This is a genomic window from Streptomyces sp. NPDC093510 (assembly GCF_040683555.1).
Lineage (GTDB): Bacteria > Actinomycetota > Actinomycetes > Streptomycetales > Streptomycetaceae > Streptomyces.
Genome location: NZ_JBFBEE010000015.1, coordinates 23653 through 41459, shown reverse-complemented (window position 1 = coordinate 41459; position 17807 = coordinate 23653). Strand labels below are relative to the sequence as shown.

Here is a 17807-nt window from a genome sequence, read left to right as displayed (position 1 = left end):
GTCCTGTCCTCGGTCCTCCGGAGGGTGTGTTTCACGTGAAACCGATCGACCCGCGCCTGCTTCGGTACGCCCGCGCGACTCGCTTCTTCCTTATCGCGGTCGTGGTGCTCGGGCTGGCCGGGGCGGGGCTGGTCGTCGGTCAGGCGATGCTCATCGCCGAGATCGTGGTGGGCGCCTTCCAAAAGGGCCACTCTGTAGGTGACCTCGGCACCCCGCTGGTGCTGCTCGCCGTGGTCGCGGTGGGACGGGGCCTGGTCTCCTGGCTGACCGAGCTCGCCGCGCACCGGGCGAGCGCGGCGGTCAAGTCGGAGCTGCGGGGCCGACTGCTGGAGCGTGCGGGCGCACTCGGGCCCGGGTGGCTCGGAGGTCAGCGAACGGGGTCGCTGATCTCCCTCGCGACCCGAGGCGTGGACGCGCTGGACGACTACTTCTCGCGCTACCTGCCGCAGCTGGGCCTCGCGGTGGTGGTCCCCGTCGCGGTGCTCGCCCGCATCGTCACCGAGGACTGGGTGTCGGCGGCGATCATCGTCGTGACGCTGCCTCTGATCCCGGTCTTCATGATCCTGATCGGCTGGGCCACGCAGAACCGCATGGACCGTCAATGGCGGCTGCTGTCACGGCTCTCGGGCCACTTCCTCGACGTCGTGGCGGGGCTGCCGACCCTGAAGGTGTTCGGCCGCGCCAAGGCGCAGGCCGAGTCGATCCGCAAGATCACCGGCGAGTACCGGCAGGCCACGATGCGGACGCTGCGCATCGCCTTCCTGTCGTCGTTCGCCCTGGAGTTGCTCGCGACGATCTCGGTCGCGCTGGTCGCGGTGACCATCGGCATGCGGCTCGTCCACGGCGAGATGGAGCTGTACGACGGGCTCGTCGTCCTCGTTCTCGCCCCTGAGGCCTACCTTCCGCTGCGTCAGGTCGGCGCGCAGTACCACGCGGCGGCGGAGGGGCTGTCGGCCGCCGAGGAGATCTTCGAGGTCCTGGAGACGCCGGTACCGGACGCCGGGGACGGGGCGGCGCCTTCGGGCGTGCTGAGCGTGGAGGGCGTGGCGGTCCGGTATCCGGGGCGGACGTCGGACGCGGTCTCCGGAGTCTCCTTCGAGGTGGCGCCCGGCGAGACCGTGGCGCTCGTCGGGCCCAGCGGGGTGGGCAAGTCGACGCTGCTGAACGTGGTGCTCGGATTCGTGCGGCCCGCCGAGGGGCGGGTGTGCGTCGGGGGCGTCGACCTGGCCGAGGTCTCGCCCGAGCGGTGGCGTGAGCGGATCGCGTGGGTGCCGCAGCGGCCGCACCTCTTCGCCGGGACCATCGCGGAGAACGTGCGGCTGGCGCGGCCGGAGGCGGACGGCGCGCAGGTGAGGGAGGCCCTGCGGGACGCGGGTGCCCTGGAGTTCGTGGACGCGTTGCCCGCCGGGGCGGAGACCGTGCTGGGGGAGGACGGTGCCGGGCTCTCCGCAGGGCAGCGGCAACGGCTCGCGCTGGCCCGGGCGTTCCTCGCCGACCGGCCCGTGGTGCTGCTCGACGAGCCGACGGCGGCACTGGACGGCGGGACCGAGGCGGGCGTGGTCGAGGCGGTCCGCCGGCTGGCCGTCGGGCGGACCGTGCTGCTGGTCGTGCACAGGCCGGCTCTGCTGGCCGTCGCCGACCGGGTCGTACGGCTGGACGCCGTCGAAACGCTCCGGCACCCGGAGGCGCACCCGGCATCCACCCACAGGAGGAGCGGTCCGGCCGCCCCCACTGAGGGCGACACAACCCGTGACGCGGTGGTGCCGAGCCCCAGGGACGCGGTCCGGCCCCAGGCCGGGGTGCTGGCCAGGGTCCGCGACGCCGCGCAGGCCAGGCGCGGCCAGTTGGCGCTGGCGCTGCTCCTGGGGAGCCTCGCGCTCGCGAGCGCCGTCGGCCTCATGGCCACATCCGGGTGGCTGATCTCGCGGGCCTCGGAGCAGCCCCCGGTGATGCACCTCATGATCGCGGTGACGGCGACCCGCGCCTTCGGCATCGGCCGCGCCGTCTTCCGGTACGCCGAGCGCCTCGTCTCGCACGACGCCGTGCTGCGGATGCTCGCCGACACCCGGGTCGCCGTCTACCGGCGCCTGGAGCGGCTCGCCCCGGCAGGACTGCGCGGGGCCCGGCGCGGCGATCTCCTCTCCCGTCTGGTCACCGACGTCGACGCCCTTCAGGACTACTGGCTGCGCTGGCTGCTCCCCGCCTCCGCCGCGGCCGTCGTCGGCGCGGGAGCCGTCGGCTTCACCGGCTGGCTGCTGCCCGAGGCGGGCGCCGTGCTCGCCGCCGGACTGCTTGCGGCGGGTGTCGGCGTGCCGCTGGTGAGCGGCGCCGTGGCCCGCCACGCGGAACGGAAACTGGCCCCCGCGCGCGGGGTGCTCGCCACGCGTGTCGCCGACCTGCTCACCGGGACCGCCGAATTGACGGTCGCAGGGGCGCTGCGGCGACGTACGGCCAAGGCCGGGGAGGCCGACGCCGAGCTGACCCGGATCGCCTCCCGGGGCGCCACCGCGACCGCGCTCGGCGACGGCCTCGGCGCCCTCGTCACCGGGCTCACCGTGGCCGCGGCCGCGTGTGTCGGCGTGCAGGCGGTCCACGACGGGCGGCTCAGCGGCGTGGCCCTCGCCGCGGTCGTGCTCACGCCGCTCGCGGCCTTCGAGGCGGTGACGGGGCTGCCGCTCGCCGTGCAGTACCGCCAGCGGGTCAGGAAGAGCGCCGAGCGCGTCTACGAGGTCCTCGACGCGCCCGTGCCCGTCCCCGAGCCCGCCGAGCCCGCACAGGCCCCTCGTACGCCTTTCCCGCTGCGGGTCGAAGGGCTGAGCGCCCGCTACGAAGGCCAGTCCCCCCATGCGCCGGCGCTCGCGGGCGTCGGCCTGACGCTGGAGCGGGGCCGCCGGATCGCCGTGGTCGGTCCTTCCGGGTCCGGCAAGACGACGCTCGCGCAGGTGCTGCTGCGGTTCCTCGGGGCGTCCGAGGGGACGTACACGCTCGGCGGCACGGACGCGGCCTCGCTGGACGGTGACACGGTGCGCGGCATGGTCGGGCTGTGCGCCCAGGACGCCCACATCTTCGACAGTTCGGTGCGGGAGAACCTGCTGCTCGCCAAGAAGGACGCCACGGAGGCGGAACTGCGCGACGCCCTGGAGCGGGCGCGGCTCGACGGCTGGGCCGACTCGCTGCCCGACGGGCTCGACACGCTCGTCGGCGAGCACGGGGCACGCCTCTCCGGAGGACAGCGGCAGCGCCTCGCGCTGGCCCGCGCCCTGCTCGCCGACTTCCCCGTCCTCGTACTCGACGAGCCCGCCGAACACCTGGACCTGCCGACCGCCGACGCCCTGACCGCCGACCTGCTGGCCGCGACCGAGGGCCGCACGACGCTGCTCATCACGCACCGGCTGGCCGGGCTCGACGCGGTGGACGAGGTGCTCGTCCTGGACGCCGGGAGGGTGGCGCAGCGCGGCACGTACGCGGAGCTCGCGGCGGAGGAGGGGCCGCTGCGGCGGATGCTGGAGGTGGAGCGGGCGGCGGATCTGCTGGTCGCGGGATGAGGGCGGCCCGGAACTGGGCTCGGAGCATGACGCGGAACATGGCGCGGAACATGGCGCGGAACAGGGCCCCCGTCGGCCCGCGGTCGGCCGCGAGGCTTCGACTTTCCCCTGCAAATAGGACTAACTAGGCTCAAAGGCATGCCAGTACCCTCGGCCTCCGCCGACTCCCCGCTCCCCGACGGCCCACCGGACTCGGTGGAGGCGGCGGCGCGGGCGACCCACAGCCTCCAAGGGCTCTCGCCCGAGCTGACCTCGCGGGTCCCGCAGCTCCTCGAAGCCATGCGGTCGGTCGGCACCGGGCTCGAACTGCACACCACCCTGGACCGCATCTGCGAGACCGCCGCCGAACTGGCGGACGCCCGCTACGCAGCCATCGGCGTCGTCGCCGAGGACGGCGAGGGCCTCTCCGACTTCGTCTACCACGGCATCGACGAAGCCACGGCGCAGCGGATCGGGCGGCTGCCCGACGGCCACCGAGGGCTGCTCGGCGCCCTCATCCACCAGCCGAGGACGCTGCGGCTCGACGACCTCGCGACCGATCCGCGCTCCTGCGGATTCCCGCCCCACCACCCACCGATGCGGAGCTTCCTCGGCGTCCCCATCCGCGTCCAGGGCGAGATCTTCGGCAACCTCTATCTGACCGAGAAGCGGGACGGCGCCGAGTTCAACGACTACGACGTGCACATGGTCCGCGTGCTCGCGACAGAGGCCGGCATCGCCATCGGGAACGCCCGCCTCTACGAAGCCGCCACACAACGCGAACGCTGGATCGACGGCTCCGTGGCGGTCACCACGGCACTGCTGGCCGGAAGCGACGCGGAGGAGGCGCTCGCGGTCGTCGCCGAACAGGCCAGGCACCTCGCGGACTCGGCCGCGGGCATCGTGCTGCTGCCCGACGAGGAGGGCGGCATGGAGATCGTCGCGGTCTCCTCGGACGAACCCACCGGGGCGCTCGGCATGGTCGTCCCTCCGGAGAGCCGCATCGTCGCCGAACTCCTCGAAGGCGAGCCCGTGTTCATCGACGACGCGGCGAGCGACCCGCGCACCCTGACCGAGCTCGCCCGCTCCTACGGCCCCGTCATGATGCTGCCGCTACAGAGCGACGGCCGGGTCCTCGGGACCCTCGTGACGCCCCGCGCGCGTGGGGCACGCCCTTTCACCGAGGCGGAGCGGACCCTCGCCACCCAGTTCGCCTCACAGGCAGCGCTCGCCCTGATGATGGCCGAGGCCCAGCGGGACCGGGAGCGGCTCGCGGTGTACGAGGACCGCGACCGGATCGCCAGGGACCTGCACGACCTCGTCATCCAGCGCCTGTTCGCCACCGGTATGATGCTGGAGAGCGCCCAGCGCAGGTCGGTCGTCCCTGAGGTACAGGTCGGTGTCGGCCGGGCGGTCGACGAACTGGACGTGACGATCCAGGAGATCCGCACGGCGATCTTCGCCCTCCAGCAAGGACCCGCCGAGGCCCCGTCGGGGCTGCGCACCCGCGTCCTGCGCGAGATCAACATGGCCGCCGTCCCCCTGGGCTTCAAGCCGACGCACCACTTCGTGGGGCCCGTCGACACAGTGGTCGGCGAACTGACGGGAAAGAACCTCATCGCGGCGCTGCGAGAAGCGCTGTCCAACGCCTTCAGGCACGCGCAGGCCGCCCGCATCGACGTCGTGGTCGACGCGACCGTGGTCCTCCCGGACGGGCAGCAGGGCGTGCGCCTGACCGTCGCCGACGACGGTGTGGGCATCGCGGAGGGCGGTCGGCGCAGCGGTCTGAAGAACCTCAAGCGGCGCGCCGAGTCGCTGGGCGGGGACAGCTGGTACGGGCCCGGGATCGGCGAGGACGGCGGCGGCACGACGGTGGTGTGGGAGGCACCGTACTGACCGCGCGGAGCAGCGGAGCAGCTGTGGAGCTGAGGAGCGGAGGGGAGGAGGGGAGGAGGGGAGGAGCGGGGCTTGGAAGAAGGCCCCTGTTCGGCGGTATGCGTCTGAGCCGTACGGGGCACCGCACACCCCGGGCGCACGAGTCGTACGGGACCCGCGCCGCCGCGGCGGGCAACGATCCGTGACATGTGTCCGAGCCGCCGCCATCCGAATCCGTCCCGCCGCGTGCGGGTTCTCGGTGTGCCGGTGCTGCTGTGCGCGCTGCTCTGGCCCGCGCCTGCGACCACGGCCTCCGAGGGGCCGGGCGCGAGCGCCGACGTGGCACGGCTCTACGAAGAGGCCTCCGCCGCGACCGCCCGCTACGAAGAGGGCCGTCGAGAGGCCCGCATCCAGAAGAGGAAGGTCCGGAAACTGGACCGACTCCTCGCCGGAAAGCGACGCCACGTCGCCGTGCTGCACAGCGACCTGGGGAGGATGGCCAGAGCCCAGTACCGCACCGGCGGCGGCCTTCCCTACACCGCGCAGCTGCTTCTCGCCGACAGCCCGGACGCCGTCATACGAGGCAGGCGGGCCCTGTGGCTGGCGGACCTGGCCGTCAACAGCGCTGTCACCAAGACCCGGCGGGCGGTGGCCGGTCTCGCCGCCGCCAAGGACAGGGCAGGCCGCGCCAAGCGCTCCCTGGACCGGAGCACCGCACGCCTGGCGAAGCTGAAGCGCGGCATCGAACGGAAGCTGGAGACAGCCCAGTGGACCCTTCAGGGCGAGGCCGACCGGTCGGTCGCCGCGGGGAAGTGCCGCGGCGCCGTACGCCTGCACCAGCAGCGGACGCACGTCACGCGCGCGTGGGTGACGCCCGTGGAGTCGTACGAGCTGTCGGCGGGGTTCGACCGAGCCGGCGGGCGCTGGGCAGGCCGGCACACCGGGCAGGACTTCGCGGTCGGCATCGGGGCGCCCGTGCGGTCGGTCGGCGCGGGCCGGGTGGAGAGCGTGTCGTGCGGCGGGAGCTTCGGCATCGAGGTCGTGGTGCGGCACAAGGGCGGGTACTACACGCAGTACGCGCACCTCGCGTCCGTCACCGTCGACCAGGGCGAGCGGGTGCGCCCCGGTCAGTGGGTCGGGCAGGCCGGCACGACCGGCAACTCGACCGGACCCCACCTGCACTTCGAGGCGCGGCTCACGCCGGACCTGGGGTCGGAGGTCGACCCACGCAAATGGCTGGCCGAGCGGGGCGTCACGCTCTGACGTCAGCCTTCGGAGCCGCGTCCCTCGGAGTCGCGTCGCTCGGAGCCGCGTCCTTCGGAGTCGTGCCCTTCGGAGTCGCTGCGCTCGGCGGCTCGGCGGACTTCGGCGGCGCGGCGGTCCGCGAGGATCCGCTCGATCACGACCGCGACGCCGTCGTCGTTGTTGGCGACGGTGTGCCCGGAGGCGGCGGCGATGACGTCCGGGTGGGCGTTGCCCATCGCGTACGACGTGCCCGCCCAGGCGAGCATCTCGATGTCGTTCGGCATGTCTCCGAAGGCGACGACTTCGGCCGGGGTGATGCCGCGCTCGGCGCAGCACAGCTCCAGGGTGCTGGCCTTGGAGACGCCGGGGCCGCTGATCTCCAGGAGGGCGCTGGGGCTCGACCGCGTGACCGTGGCCCGGTCGCCGATGGCCGCGCGGGCGAGCACCAGGAAGTCGTCCGGTGCCAGCCCCGGGTGGAAGGCGAGAACCTTCAGGACGGGCTGCTCGGCGACGGCGGAGTCCGCCAGCGTCTCGGCGAGCAGTTTCTCGGCGGGGGCGACGCTCTCGCCGGGCTCCATGTGCAGCGGCGGGTACGTCTCCTCGTGGTGGAGCCCCCCGGTCCGCTCGATCGCGAAGGACGTGCCCGGCGCCGCCACGCGCAGCCTGCGGACGACGTCGAGGGCGCGCTCCCGCGCCAGCTCGCGGATCTTGACGAAGCTGTGGGTGCCGGGGCCGCCGTGCAGGTCGACCACCGCGGCGCCGTTTCCGCAGATGGCGAGGCCATGACCGTGGACGTGGGCGCTGACGACGTCCATCCAGCGGGCCGGCCGGCCGGTCACGAAGAAGACCTCGATGCCCGCCTCCTCGGCGGCCGCGAGCGCGGCGACCGTGCGGTCGGAGACCGTCTTGTCGTCGCGCAGCAGGGTGCCGTCCAGGTCGGTCGCGATCAGCCGGGGCAGTGGTCGCGGGCCGTCCGGGGCGCTGGCTGCCGGTGCGGTGGAGGCCGGGGGCCTGGGCCCTGGGGTAGCTGAGGTCACGCCATCGATTGTCCCGCACCTGCGTGCACGACCGTGTGCTGGGGCGCACATTTGAGTGGTCCGGGCGGCCCGGGCCCCGCCCGCGGCACAGCCGTAAGCTCTGAGGCATGAGTCTGCGCCTGAGCACTGTGATTCTTCCCGTACGCCGCTGGCAGGAGGGCGGCCGCGACCAGTGGCTGCGGGCCGAGGAGCTCGGCTTCCACACGGCGTACACGTACGACCACCTGGCCTGGCGCACCTTCCGGGACGGCCCGTGGTTCGGCGCGGTGCCCACGCTGACCGCCGCCGCGACGGCCACCGACCGGCTGCGGCTGGGGACGCTCGTCACGTCGCCCAACTTCCGGCACCCGGTGACGCTCGCCAAGGAACTCATCTCGCTCGACGACATCTCCGGCGGCAGGATCACCCTCGGCATCGGCGCCGGTGGCAACGGATTCGACGCCACGACGCTGCTGAGGAGCGGCGAGGAGCCCTGGACCCCGCGCGAGCGCGCCGACAGGTTCGGGGAGTTCGTACCGCTGCTCGACCGGCTGCTCACCGAGGACTCGGTGACGTACGAGGGGGCCTTCTACTCGGCGCTCGAGGCGCGCAACATCCCGGGCTGCGTGCAGCGTCCGAGGCTGCCCTTCGCCGTCGCGGCCACCGGCCCGCGCGGCCTGAAGCTCGCGGCCCGGCACGGACAGGCGTGGGTGACTACGGGGGACCCGAAGCTCTACGAGGCGGGCACGCCCGAGCAGTCCCGCGAGGCGATCCGCAACCAGGTCGACAAGCTCGGCAAGGCCTGTGCGGACATCGGCCGGGACGTGGCCGAGCTGGACAAGATCCTGCTGACCGGCTTCACCCCGGACCGCGGCCGTCCGCTGGAGTCCCTCGACGCGTTCGTGGACTTCGCCGGGCGCCACCGGGAGCTGGGCTTCACGGAGATCGCGATCCACTGGCCCATCCCCGGCTCGGACTTCGCCGCGGACCAGACGGTGTTCGAGCAGATCGCCACGGAGGCGGTCCGCCAGCTCGGCTGACCGAAAGCGATCTCTCTTCACTCCTCTCACTCCTCTCACTCCTTGATATAGCCGGGCGGCACGGCAGCCGTGAGCCAGACGCCGTTGGCGCTGACCTGGAAGACGTGGCCGTCCCGGTGCATCGCCCCCGAGGCGACGGACAGGACGACGGGCCGGCCGCGGCGGGCGCCGACGCGCGTCGCCGTCTCGCGGTCGGGCGAGAGGTGCACGGCATGCCGGTTCATGGGACGCAGCCCTTCGGCGCGGATCGCGGCCAGGTGGGCGGCGACAGTGCCGTGGAAGAGGTACGCGGGCGGGGCCGCGGGCGGCAGATCGAGGTCGACGTCGACGGAGTGGCCCTGGCTGGCGCGGATCCTGCCGTCCTGGACGGCGAAGCGCTGCTTGTCGTTGACGGCCACCACGTGGTCGAGCTCGGCCCGGGTGATGGGGAAGCGGTGGGCGGCGGCCGCGGCGAGGAGTGCGTCGATCTCGACCCAGCCGTTCGCGTCGAGGGTGAGTCCGATCCGGTCGGGGCTGTGGCGAAGGTGCTTCGACAGGTACTTGGACACCTTCACGGTGCGCTGCTCGCCTGCCGCGGGTGGTCTTTCTTTCATGCCTTCAGCGTCTCGGTGATCAGTTTCCCGCGCACTCGATTTTTGTCCACCGGGTTTTCATCGACGAATTTGGCCTCAAAGGTTTGATCCACAGCCAAGTCAAGTTATCCACAGGCCAGTTGGCAATTCTGTGGACAACTCTCAGGCAATAGGCGGCATTTGAGCAACTTGCCCTGCCTCATGCTGGTTTGTTGTCAGTGCGTCCAATGTCCTTGTCTGTACCTCCCTTTCAGCCGCCGCCGCGATGAAGGCGGCAGCGTTGTGTTCACCAACCAGAGCCTGTACAGCGCGCATTGTCGATGCAGGCAGCGCGACATATTGCGGCTCATTCGACTGCCGCGGCGCTTCGACGGGGTCGAGATGTCTGCGTAGATGCTGGGTAGCGAACAGGCGCATGGCGCGGGCGAGTTCGGCGTCGACGGACTGCTGGGCGAGCGGCCTGAGTCTGCGGACGAGGTCCGCCGCTTCGGCCGCGTCCGTCTCGGTCGGCGGGTGATGGCCGAGGTAACGAGCGAAGACGTGCTCCGTCGTGAACTCCAGGAAACGGGAAGCTATGTGCTCGACCTGCCCCCTCAGCTCCCGCAAATGGCCTGATATGGCGGGCAGCGGCACCCCGGCCGCGTACAACTCGACAGCTACAGACAGTTCCTGTGGGCTCGGCACCAGGAATTCGCCCTCGCGCCCCGGTATCGGCTCCAGCACGCCGAGGGCGATCGCGTCGGCCACCGCGGCCTCGTCCGGAGTGCCGCCGAAGGCCGCGTCGAGCTCCGTGCGGGTGATCCGGTCAGCCTTCTCGTCCGTCCACGGCCCGTCGACCTCCGCGGCCAGTCCCAGCACCCCGCCGAGGCCCCGGCCGGCGTCCCAGGCCTCCAGGAGCTCCTTGATGGAGGCCAGGGTGTAACCCCGGTCGAGCAGGTCGGCGATCTGCCGCAGCCGTGCCAGGTGCGCGTCCCCGTACACATTGGACCGGCCGCGCCGCTCCGGGCGGGGGAGCAGCCCGCGGTCCTGATAGGCGCGGATCGTGCGGACCGTCGCGCCGCTGTGGTGCGCCAGATCCTCGATGCGGTACTCCACGCTGCCCGTCCTTTGTGATGACTCGTGCCAGGGCTGTCGGGAGCCTCTAGGCGGTGGCTGCCCTGCCGATCGCGCCCGCCGCCGCCCGCGCGGCGGGCGACTGCGCCAGGTACTCGACGGCCTTGCGCAACGAGCCTTCCTGCGAGGGATGGTACGACCGCCGCAGGTATCGGGGTATGGCCGTGCCGATCTCGCGCCAGGTGGGCAGCAGGCCCTTGCGGACCGCTCTGTTGTGCTCGGCCAGTGAGTACCGCAGACGGCCCGCGAGTTGGGGGTCGTGGCGGATCAGATAGGCCGTTCCCCAGATCCACAGGTACAGCATCACGGGCGCCGTGACCGTCATGCCCGCGACCCGGCGGGCGTACCGCGGAAGGCCCCGGCCGCCGCAGTGCTGGAACATGTCGAAGGCGACCGCGCGGTGCTCGACCTCCTCCGCGCCGTGCCAGCGCAGCAGGTCGAGCATCACCTCGTCGGCCCCCGCGCGGTCGAGGCCCTCGGCGTCCAGCACCCAGTTCCCCAGGACCGCCGTGAACTGCTCGATCGCGGCGATGATCGACAGCCGGAAGCGCAGCCACTCCTGCGTAGGCACCGGCACGCCCAACGGCGGCTTCTCGCCGAGGAGCGTCTCGAAGAGGAAGTCGACGTACTTGGTGTAGGCCACGGTGTCCAGGCGCTGCGCCGCCAGGTGGTCGAGCACGTGCGCGTGCTGCACGCTGTGCGTGGCCTCCTGTCCCATGAACCCCTTCACGTCCCCCCGCAGCACCGGGTCGGTGATCAGCGGCAGGCCCTCCTTGAAGACCTTCACGAACCACCGCTCCCCCGCCGGGAGAAGGAGATGCAGGACGTTGATGACGTGGGTGGCCGTCGGCTCGTCCGGTATCCAGTGCAGCGGCGTCCTGTCCCAGTCGAACGAGACCCGGCGCGGAACGATCGCGTAGTGGCTCTCCTCCGTGCTCACAACGGCGGCTCCAATCGGGCGATCGCCCGCAGGGCCTTGGGGCTGAGGCGGGCCATGAAGCGAGCCCCGCGGGCCTCAGGGGTGACCGGGACCACCGCCTGGTTCTTGACGACGGCGTGCAGGATCGCGTCGGCGACCTTCTCCGGCGGGTAGTTGCGCAAGCCGTACAGCCGGGCGGACTTCTTCTGGCGGCGCTTCTCCTCGTCGGCCCCGACCCCGACGAAACGGGACGTCGTCGTGATGTTCGTGTTCACGAAGCCCGGGCAGATCGCGGAGACACCGATGCCCTGGTCCGCGAGCTCCGCGCGCAGGCACTCGCTGAGCATCAGGACCGCCGCCTTGGAGGTGCTGTAGGCGGGCAGGGTCTTGGAGGGCTGGTACGCAGCCGCCGACGCGGTGTTGACGATGTGGCCGCCCTGGCCGCGCTCGGCCATCTGCTTGCCGAAGAGCCGGCAGCCGTGGATCACACCCCACAGATTGACGTCGAGGACCTTCTTCCAGTCCTCACCCGTGGTGTCGAGGAAGGAGCCGGCGAGTCCTATGCCGGCGTTGTTCACCAGGACGTCCACCACGCCGTACTCCGTGGCGACCCGCTCGGCGAGCTTCTCCATGGCCTGCTCGTCGGAGACGTCGACCGTCTCGCCCCAGGCGTCCGGGGCGCCTATCAGGCGGGCCATCTCCGCCGTGCGGGCCGCGCTCTCCGCGTCCCGGTCGACGGCCACCACGCGTGCGCCCGCCTCGGCGAACGCGAAGGCCGTGGCCCGTCCGATGCCGCTGCCCGCCCCGGTGATCAGGACGAGCTGGCCACCGAACCGGTCGGCGTGCTTCCCGGTGGCGCCACTGTCCCTGGCGGGGAGACCGTCCTCGTTCGACGTGACGAACTCGCTGATCCACGCCGACAGTTGATCGGGCCGCGTACGCGGAACCCAGTGCTTGGCGGGCAGGGTGCGGCGCACGAGCCGGGGTGCCCACAGCTCAAGCTCGTCGTAGAGCCGCTCGGAGAGGAAGATGTCTCCGGAGGGCGTGATGAGCTGCACGGGCACGTGCGCGTACGCGTCGGGGCGCGGCCTGCGCAGCCTCGCGCGGATGTTGTCGCGGTAGAGCCAGGCGCCGTGCGCTGCGTCCTGGGGCAGCGACGCCGTCGGGTAGTCGCCCGCGGGGACCTTCTCGACGCGCTGGAGGATCTTCGGCCACTGCTTGCCGAGGGGGCCGCGCCAGGCGAGCTCGGGGAGCACGGGGGTGTGCAGCATGTACACGTACCAGGACTTGGCGCCCTGGCCGAGGAGCTGGCCGACCTTGCGGGGCGTGGGCCGGGACATGCGGTTCTTGATCCAGTGGCCGAAGTGGTCGAGTGAGGGCCCCGACATCGACGTGAAGGACGCGATGCGGCCCTCCGTCCGCTTGACGGTGACGAACTCCCAGGACTGCACCGAGCCCCAGTCGTGCCCGACCACGTGCACCGGCTCGGCCGGGCTGACCGCGTCGATGACCGCCACGAAGTCGTCGGTCAGCTTCTCCAGGGTGAAGCCCCCGCGCAGCGGCCGCGGCGCCGTCGACCTGCCGTGCCCACGGACGTCGTACAGCACGACGTGGAAGCGGTCCGCGAGGCGCTCGGCCACCTCGGACCACACCTCCTTGGAGTCCGGATAGCCGTGCACCAGCACGACCGTGGGCCGCTCGGGGTCGCCGAGCTCGGCGACGCACAGCTCCACCCCGCCCGTGCGCACCCAGCGCTCGCGCGCGTCCCGCAGGCTCTTACCGATACCCTCCGCGCCCTCGGTGCTCTCGGTGCTGTCTCCGGTCGTCATGCGGCGGCCCTCTCCTCAGCCCAGCGCCGCACATGCGGCAGGTCGTCGTCCAGCCAGAACGCGCTCTGTTCGGGGTCCTTGGAGTCGGTGACCACCAGGATCTCCTCGAACTTCGCGCCCGTACCCCGGAAACCGAGGTGCGGTTCGACCGCCCAGAGCCCCTTACGGGGCGGGTGGTCGGAGAATTTGTACGGGGACCACAGCGGCGACCAGCCGTCCCGGTGGCCGCGGAGGGCGTCGCTCGCCAGGCCCTTCAGCGACTGCGTGCCGAACCCGAAGAGATGCGGGGTCAGTCGGCGCTCCTTGACGCGGTCGACCTTGTGCGCGATCACGCCGAACGGATAGGCGCGGTGACGGTTGGCATAGCCCTGGCGGACCATGAGCCGGTCCACGTTCTCGTAGATCTCCCGCAGGGGCCGGCGCTCGCGCACCTCGCGCAGGATCAGCTCCCGGTGCGCCTCCAGGTCGGCGAGGAGCCGGTCGTGCACGGGGTTCAGACCGAGACAGCCGGAATAGCCGATGTCGGCCGTGAACCCTTTGTGAATCGGAGCCATGTCGAGGATGAAGGGCATCCCCGGCTCCAGCCTGCGGTTGGTCGGGAAGAACTGCAGCGGGACCCGGAAGTTCACGAACGCCGTGCGGTCCCCGAACCAGGCGAACGGCAGGTGGAACCAGTCCCGCACACCTCGCTCGCGCAGCCACTCGCGCTGCATCCGGGCGGCCTCACGCTCCGTCACACCGGGCTTGAGCTGGGCCGCGACCGCCTCCGCGCACGCGTACGCGAGGGTCTGCACTTCCCTGAACCCCCGCAGTTCCGCGGAGAGTTCACCTGCCACTGCTGAAGTCATGCCACCGTCCGTCCCGAGTCCGGTCCACCCGTGTCCGGTCCATCGCCGTACGCGGTCGTAACTTGACACTGATGAATGTGACAATGCCCGGCGGCTACGTCAATAGTTCTGCCCGACCCTGCGGGACAGGTCCGGGAGATCCCCCAGGGGGCGACTTCCGGACGACCCCTACGGGCCCGTAATACTCCAGAGTGAGGGCAGGGCAGGCCCTTGGTCTGACGCGCGGTGTGGTCTGCGCCACTACCGTCGAAACGTGACTGTGATCGTGACCGAAAGCCTGAGCAAGCGGTTCCCGAGGGTGACCGCGCTTGACCGGCTCTCCATGGATATCGGGCCCGGCGTGACCGGACTCGTCGGGGCCAACGGAGCCGGCAAGTCCACTCTGATCAAGATCCTGCTGGGTCTGTCCCCCGCCACGGAGGGCCGCGCCGCCGTGCTCGGCCTCGACGTCGCCACCCAGGGCGGCGAGATCCGCGAGCGCGTCGGGTACATGCCCGAGCACGACTGCCTGCCGCCCGACGTCTCGGCCACCGAGTTCGTCGTCCACATGGCGCGCATGTCGGGCCTCCCGCCCACGGCGGCCCGGGAGCGCACCGCGGACACCCTGCGCCACGTCGGGCTCTACGAAGAGCGGTACCGCCCCATGGGCGGCTACTCGACCGGCATGAAGCAGCGCGTGAAGCTCGCCCAGGCCCTCGTCCACGACCCCCGCCTGGTCTTCCTGGACGAGCCGACGAACGGCCTCGACCCGGTCGGACGCGACGAGATGCTCGGCCTGATCCGCCGCGTCCACACCGACTTCGGCATCTCGGTCCTGGTCACCTCGCACCTCCTCGGCGAGCTGGAGCGCACCTGCGACCACGTCGTGGTCGTCGACGGCGGCAAACTCCTGCGCTCCAGCTCCACCACCGACTTCACCCAGACCACCACGACACTCGCCGTCGAGGTCACGGACAGCGACGAACACCCGGACGGCACCCGGGCGTTGCGCGACGCGCTGCGGGCGCGCGACATCGGCACGGAGACCGGCGGTGAGCTGCCCGGCGCGGGACACACGATCCTGCTCACCGCGGAGGGCGAGGAGACGTACGACATCGTGCGCGACCTCGTCGCCGACCTCGGTCTCGGCCTGGTCCGGATGGAACAGCGCAGGCACCACATCGCGGAGGTCTTCAAGGACGAGCCGCACCAGGAGCCCGTCTCCGAGCGCGTGGCCGCCCGGGCGGCCACCGCCGCCGCACAGCAGACAGGAGGCCGGCGCGATGAGCACTGAAGCCACCCGGATCCCCGAGTCCACCCAGATCCACAACATCGGCTACCGGAACTACGACGGCCCGCGCCTCGGCCGTGCCTACGCCCGCCGCTCGCTCTTCTCCCAGAGCCTGCGCGGGGCGTACGGTCTCGGGCGCTCCGCCAAGTCCAAGGTCCTGCCGATGATCCTCTTCGCGGTGATGTGCCTGCCCGCGGCGATCATGGTGGCGGTCGCCGTGGCCACCAAGGCCAAGGACCTCCCCCTGGACTACACGCGCTACGCGATCGTGCTGCAGGCCGTCATCAGCCTCTTCCTGGCGGCCCAGGCCCCGCAGACCGTCTCCCGCGACCTGCGCTTCAAGACCGTGCCGCTCTACTTCTCACGGCCCATCGAGCGCGGTGACTACGTAGTGGCGAAGTTCGCCGCGATGACCTCCGCCCTCTTCGTCCTCACGGCCGCTCCCCTCCTCGTGCTCTACGTAGGAGCGCTGCTCGCCAAGCTCGACTTCGCCGACCAGACGAAGGGCTTCGGCCAAGGGCTGGTCTCAGTGACGGTCCTCTCCCTGCTCTTCTCCGGCATCGCGCTCGTCATCTCGGCGATCACACCCCGCCGCGGCTTCGGCATCGCCGCCGTCATCGCCGTCCTGACCATCACCTACGGAGCGGTGTCCACCGTCCAGGCGATCGCCTACGAACAGGGCAGCACCGACGCCATCGCCTGGCTCGGGCTCTTCTCGCCGATCACCCTCATCGACGGCGTGCAGACCGCGTTCCTCGGCGCGACCTCCGCCTTCCCCGGAGGGGAAGGCCCCTCGTCCGGCGTCGGCGTCGTCTACGTACTGGTCGTCCTCGGCCTCATCGCGGGCTGCTACGGCGCACTGATGCGCCGCTACCGAAAGGTCGGGCTGTGAGCACGATCAACATCGACCACACCTCCCGCTGGTTCGGGAACGTGGTGGCGGTCAACGACATCACCATGAACATCGGCCCCGGCGTCACAGGGCTCCTCGGTCCGAACGGCGCGGGCAAGTCGACCCTCATCAACATGATGGGCGGCTTCCTCGCCCCCTCCACGGGCAGCGTCACCCTCGACGCCAAGCCGATCTGGCGTAACGAGCGCATCTACAAGGACATCGGCATCGTCCCCGAGCGCGAGGGCATGTACGACTTCCTCACGGGCCGCGAATTCGTCGTCGCCAACGCCGAGTTGCACGGCCTGGACGAACGGGCCGCGAAGAAGGCGCTGGCCACGGTCGAGATGGAGTACGCGCAGGACCGGAAGATCTCCACGTACTCCAAGGGCATGCGCCAGCGCGTGAAGATGGCCTCCGCCCTCGTCCACGACCCGGCCGTGCTGCTGCTCGACGAGCCCTTCAACGGCATGGACCCGCGTCAGCGCATGCAGCTGATGGACCTCCTGCGGACCATGGGGGACGAGGGCCGCACGGTCCTGTTCTCCTCACACATCCTCGAAGAGGTCGAGCAACTGGCCTCGCACATCGAGGTGATCGTCGCCGGACGGCACGCGGCGAGCGGCGACTTCCGTAAGATCCGCCGGCTGATGACCGACCGGCCCCACCGCTATCTGATCCGCTCCAGCGACGACCGCGCCCTGGCCGCCGCACTGATCGCCGACCCCTCCACAGCCGGTATCGAAGTCGACCTCAAGGAGGGCGCGTTGCGCATTCAGGCGGTCGACTTCGGCCGGTTCACGACGCTGCTGCCCCGGGTCGCCCGCGAGCACGGCATCCGGCTCCTGACGGTCTCGCCCTCGGACGAGTCCCTCGAGTCGGTCTTCTCCTACCTCGTCGCGGCCTGAAGGGAGCCATCGTGTACGACCCCACTGTCGCCCGGCTCACCTACCGGGCCCTGCTCGGCCGCCGCCGGGCACTCATCCTCTTCGCCCTGCCCGTCCTGCTGATCGCCATCTCCGCGGCGGTACGCGGCTTCAGCGGCGCCGACGACCAAGTGGCCGTCGACGTCCTCGGCGGTTTCGCGCTCGCCACGATGGTGCCGATCATCGGCGTCATCGCGGGCACCGGCGCCATCGGCCCGGAGATCGACGACGGCTCGGTCGTCTACCTGCTCTCCAAACCGGTCAAGCGCCCCACGATCATCTTCACCAAGCTGATCGTCGCCATAGCGGTGACCATGGCCTTCTCGGCGATCCCCACCTTCGTCTCGGGGATGATCCTGAACGGCAACGGCCAGCAGATCGCCATCGCCTACACCATCGCGGCGCTGGTCGCCTCCATCACGTACGCCGCGATCTTCCTGCTCCTCGGCACGATCACCCGGCACGCCGTGGTCTTCGGCCTCGTCTACGCCCTGGTGTGGGAGGCCCTCTTCGGATCGCTGGTCTCCGGGGCCCGCACGCTCAGCGTGCAGCAGTGGTCCCTCGCCGTGGCCCAGAAGGTCGGCGAGGGCGACCTGATCACCTCGGACGTCGGCCTGCCGGCCGCGACGGTCCTGCTGGTCGCGGTCACCGCGCTCGCCACCTGGTACGCGGGACAGAAGCTGCGGTCGCTGACGCTGGCCGGGGAGGAGTAGGCAGGGCAGGCGCCCCGGGCGGGAC

Annotated in this window: 14 protein-coding genes; 8 read left to right on the top strand and 6 right to left on the bottom strand. The window is 71.3% G+C overall.

All coding sequences use genetic code 11. The features are described 5' to 3' along the window. Positions 1 to 35 precede the first annotated feature (35 nt). From cydD to AB0N81_RS24330, 3 genes are all read left to right on the top strand, one after another. Complete coding sequence (gene cydD, locus AB0N81_RS24340; RefSeq protein WP_365361699.1) at positions 36 to 3545, top strand: thiol reductant ABC exporter subunit CydD; 3510 nt, start codon at positions 36 to 38, stop codon at positions 3543 to 3545. Positions 3546 to 3683: 138 nt separating this feature from the next. After that, complete coding sequence (locus tag AB0N81_RS24335) at positions 3684 to 5420, top strand: GAF domain-containing protein (protein ID WP_365361697.1); 1737 nt, start codon at positions 3684 to 3686, stop codon at positions 5418 to 5420. Between the two features lie 186 nt (positions 5421 to 5606). Then, positions 5607 to 6662, top strand: coding sequence for a M23 family metallopeptidase (locus AB0N81_RS24330; protein ID WP_365361695.1), 1056 nt, complete (start codon positions 5607 to 5609; stop codon positions 6660 to 6662). A 2-nt stretch (positions 6663 to 6664) separates the two neighbouring features. On the opposite strand, the gene AB0N81_RS24325 is transcribed toward AB0N81_RS24330, so the two are convergent. Continuing rightward, on the bottom strand, positions 6665 to 7681 hold the full coding sequence (locus tag AB0N81_RS24325) for a Cof-type HAD-IIB family hydrolase (protein WP_365361693.1): 1017 nt from the start codon (positions 7679 to 7681) through the stop codon (positions 6665 to 6667). A 107-nt stretch (positions 7682 to 7788) separates the two neighbouring features. Between AB0N81_RS24325 and AB0N81_RS24320 the strand changes: the two genes are divergently transcribed. Next, complete coding sequence (locus AB0N81_RS24320) at positions 7789 to 8700, top strand: LLM class flavin-dependent oxidoreductase (RefSeq protein WP_365361691.1); 912 nt, start codon at positions 7789 to 7791, stop codon at positions 8698 to 8700. A gap of 35 nt (positions 8701 to 8735) precedes the next feature. Here AB0N81_RS24320 and AB0N81_RS24315 read toward each other — a convergent pair whose 3' ends face one another. The 5 genes from AB0N81_RS24315 to AB0N81_RS24295 all read right to left on the bottom strand — a co-directional run bounded on the left by AB0N81_RS24315 (position 8736) and on the right by AB0N81_RS24295 (position 13981). Then, complete coding sequence (locus AB0N81_RS24315) at positions 8736 to 9293, bottom strand: RNA 2'-phosphotransferase (protein WP_365361689.1); 558 nt, start codon at positions 9291 to 9293, stop codon at positions 8736 to 8738. 141 nt (positions 9294 to 9434) lie between these two features. Beyond that, entirely contained in the window at positions 9435 to 10367 is a 933-nt protein-coding gene (locus AB0N81_RS24310; protein ID WP_365361687.1) for a MerR family transcriptional regulator, read from the bottom strand. A gap of 46 nt (positions 10368 to 10413) precedes the next feature. Beyond that, on the bottom strand, positions 10414 to 11325 hold the full coding sequence (locus AB0N81_RS24305) for a metal-dependent hydrolase (protein WP_365361685.1): 912 nt from the start codon (positions 11323 to 11325) through the stop codon (positions 10414 to 10416). Further along, complete coding sequence (locus tag AB0N81_RS24300; protein WP_365361683.1) at positions 11322 to 13133, bottom strand: SDR family oxidoreductase; 1812 nt, start codon at positions 13131 to 13133, stop codon at positions 11322 to 11324. The genes AB0N81_RS24305 and AB0N81_RS24300 overlap by 4 nt, the downstream gene beginning before the upstream one ends. Next, positions 13130 to 13981 (bottom strand): M24 family metallopeptidase, encoded by an 852-nt coding sequence (locus tag AB0N81_RS24295; protein ID WP_365361681.1) that lies wholly within the window; start codon positions 13979 to 13981, stop codon positions 13130 to 13132. The genes AB0N81_RS24300 and AB0N81_RS24295 overlap by 4 nt, the downstream gene beginning before the upstream one ends. Before the next feature lie 259 nt (positions 13982 to 14240). On the opposite strand from AB0N81_RS24295, the gene AB0N81_RS24290 reads away from it, so the two are divergent. From AB0N81_RS24290 to AB0N81_RS24275, 4 genes are read left to right on the top strand one after another with little or no spacing between them, the layout of a single operon-like run. Then, the gene (locus AB0N81_RS24290; protein ID WP_365362064.1) at positions 14241 to 15254 is read left to right on the top strand and encodes an ABC transporter ATP-binding protein; all 1014 of its coding nucleotides are present in this window, start codon (positions 14241 to 14243) and stop codon (positions 15252 to 15254) included. Further along, entirely contained in the window at positions 15244 to 16143 is a 900-nt protein-coding gene (locus AB0N81_RS24285) for an ABC transporter permease subunit (protein ID WP_365361679.1), read from the top strand. The genes AB0N81_RS24290 and AB0N81_RS24285 overlap by 11 nt, the downstream gene beginning before the upstream one ends. Continuing rightward, a complete protein-coding gene (locus tag AB0N81_RS24280; protein ID WP_365361677.1) occupies positions 16140 to 17051 on the top strand; it encodes an ABC transporter ATP-binding protein in 912 nt (303 codons plus the stop codon). The genes AB0N81_RS24285 and AB0N81_RS24280 overlap by 4 nt, the downstream gene beginning before the upstream one ends. A gap of 11 nt (positions 17052 to 17062) precedes the next feature. Next, a complete protein-coding gene (locus tag AB0N81_RS24275) occupies positions 17063 to 17782 on the top strand; it encodes an ABC transporter permease (protein ID WP_365361675.1) in 720 nt (239 codons plus the stop codon). Positions 17783 to 17807: the final 25 nt, after the last annotated feature.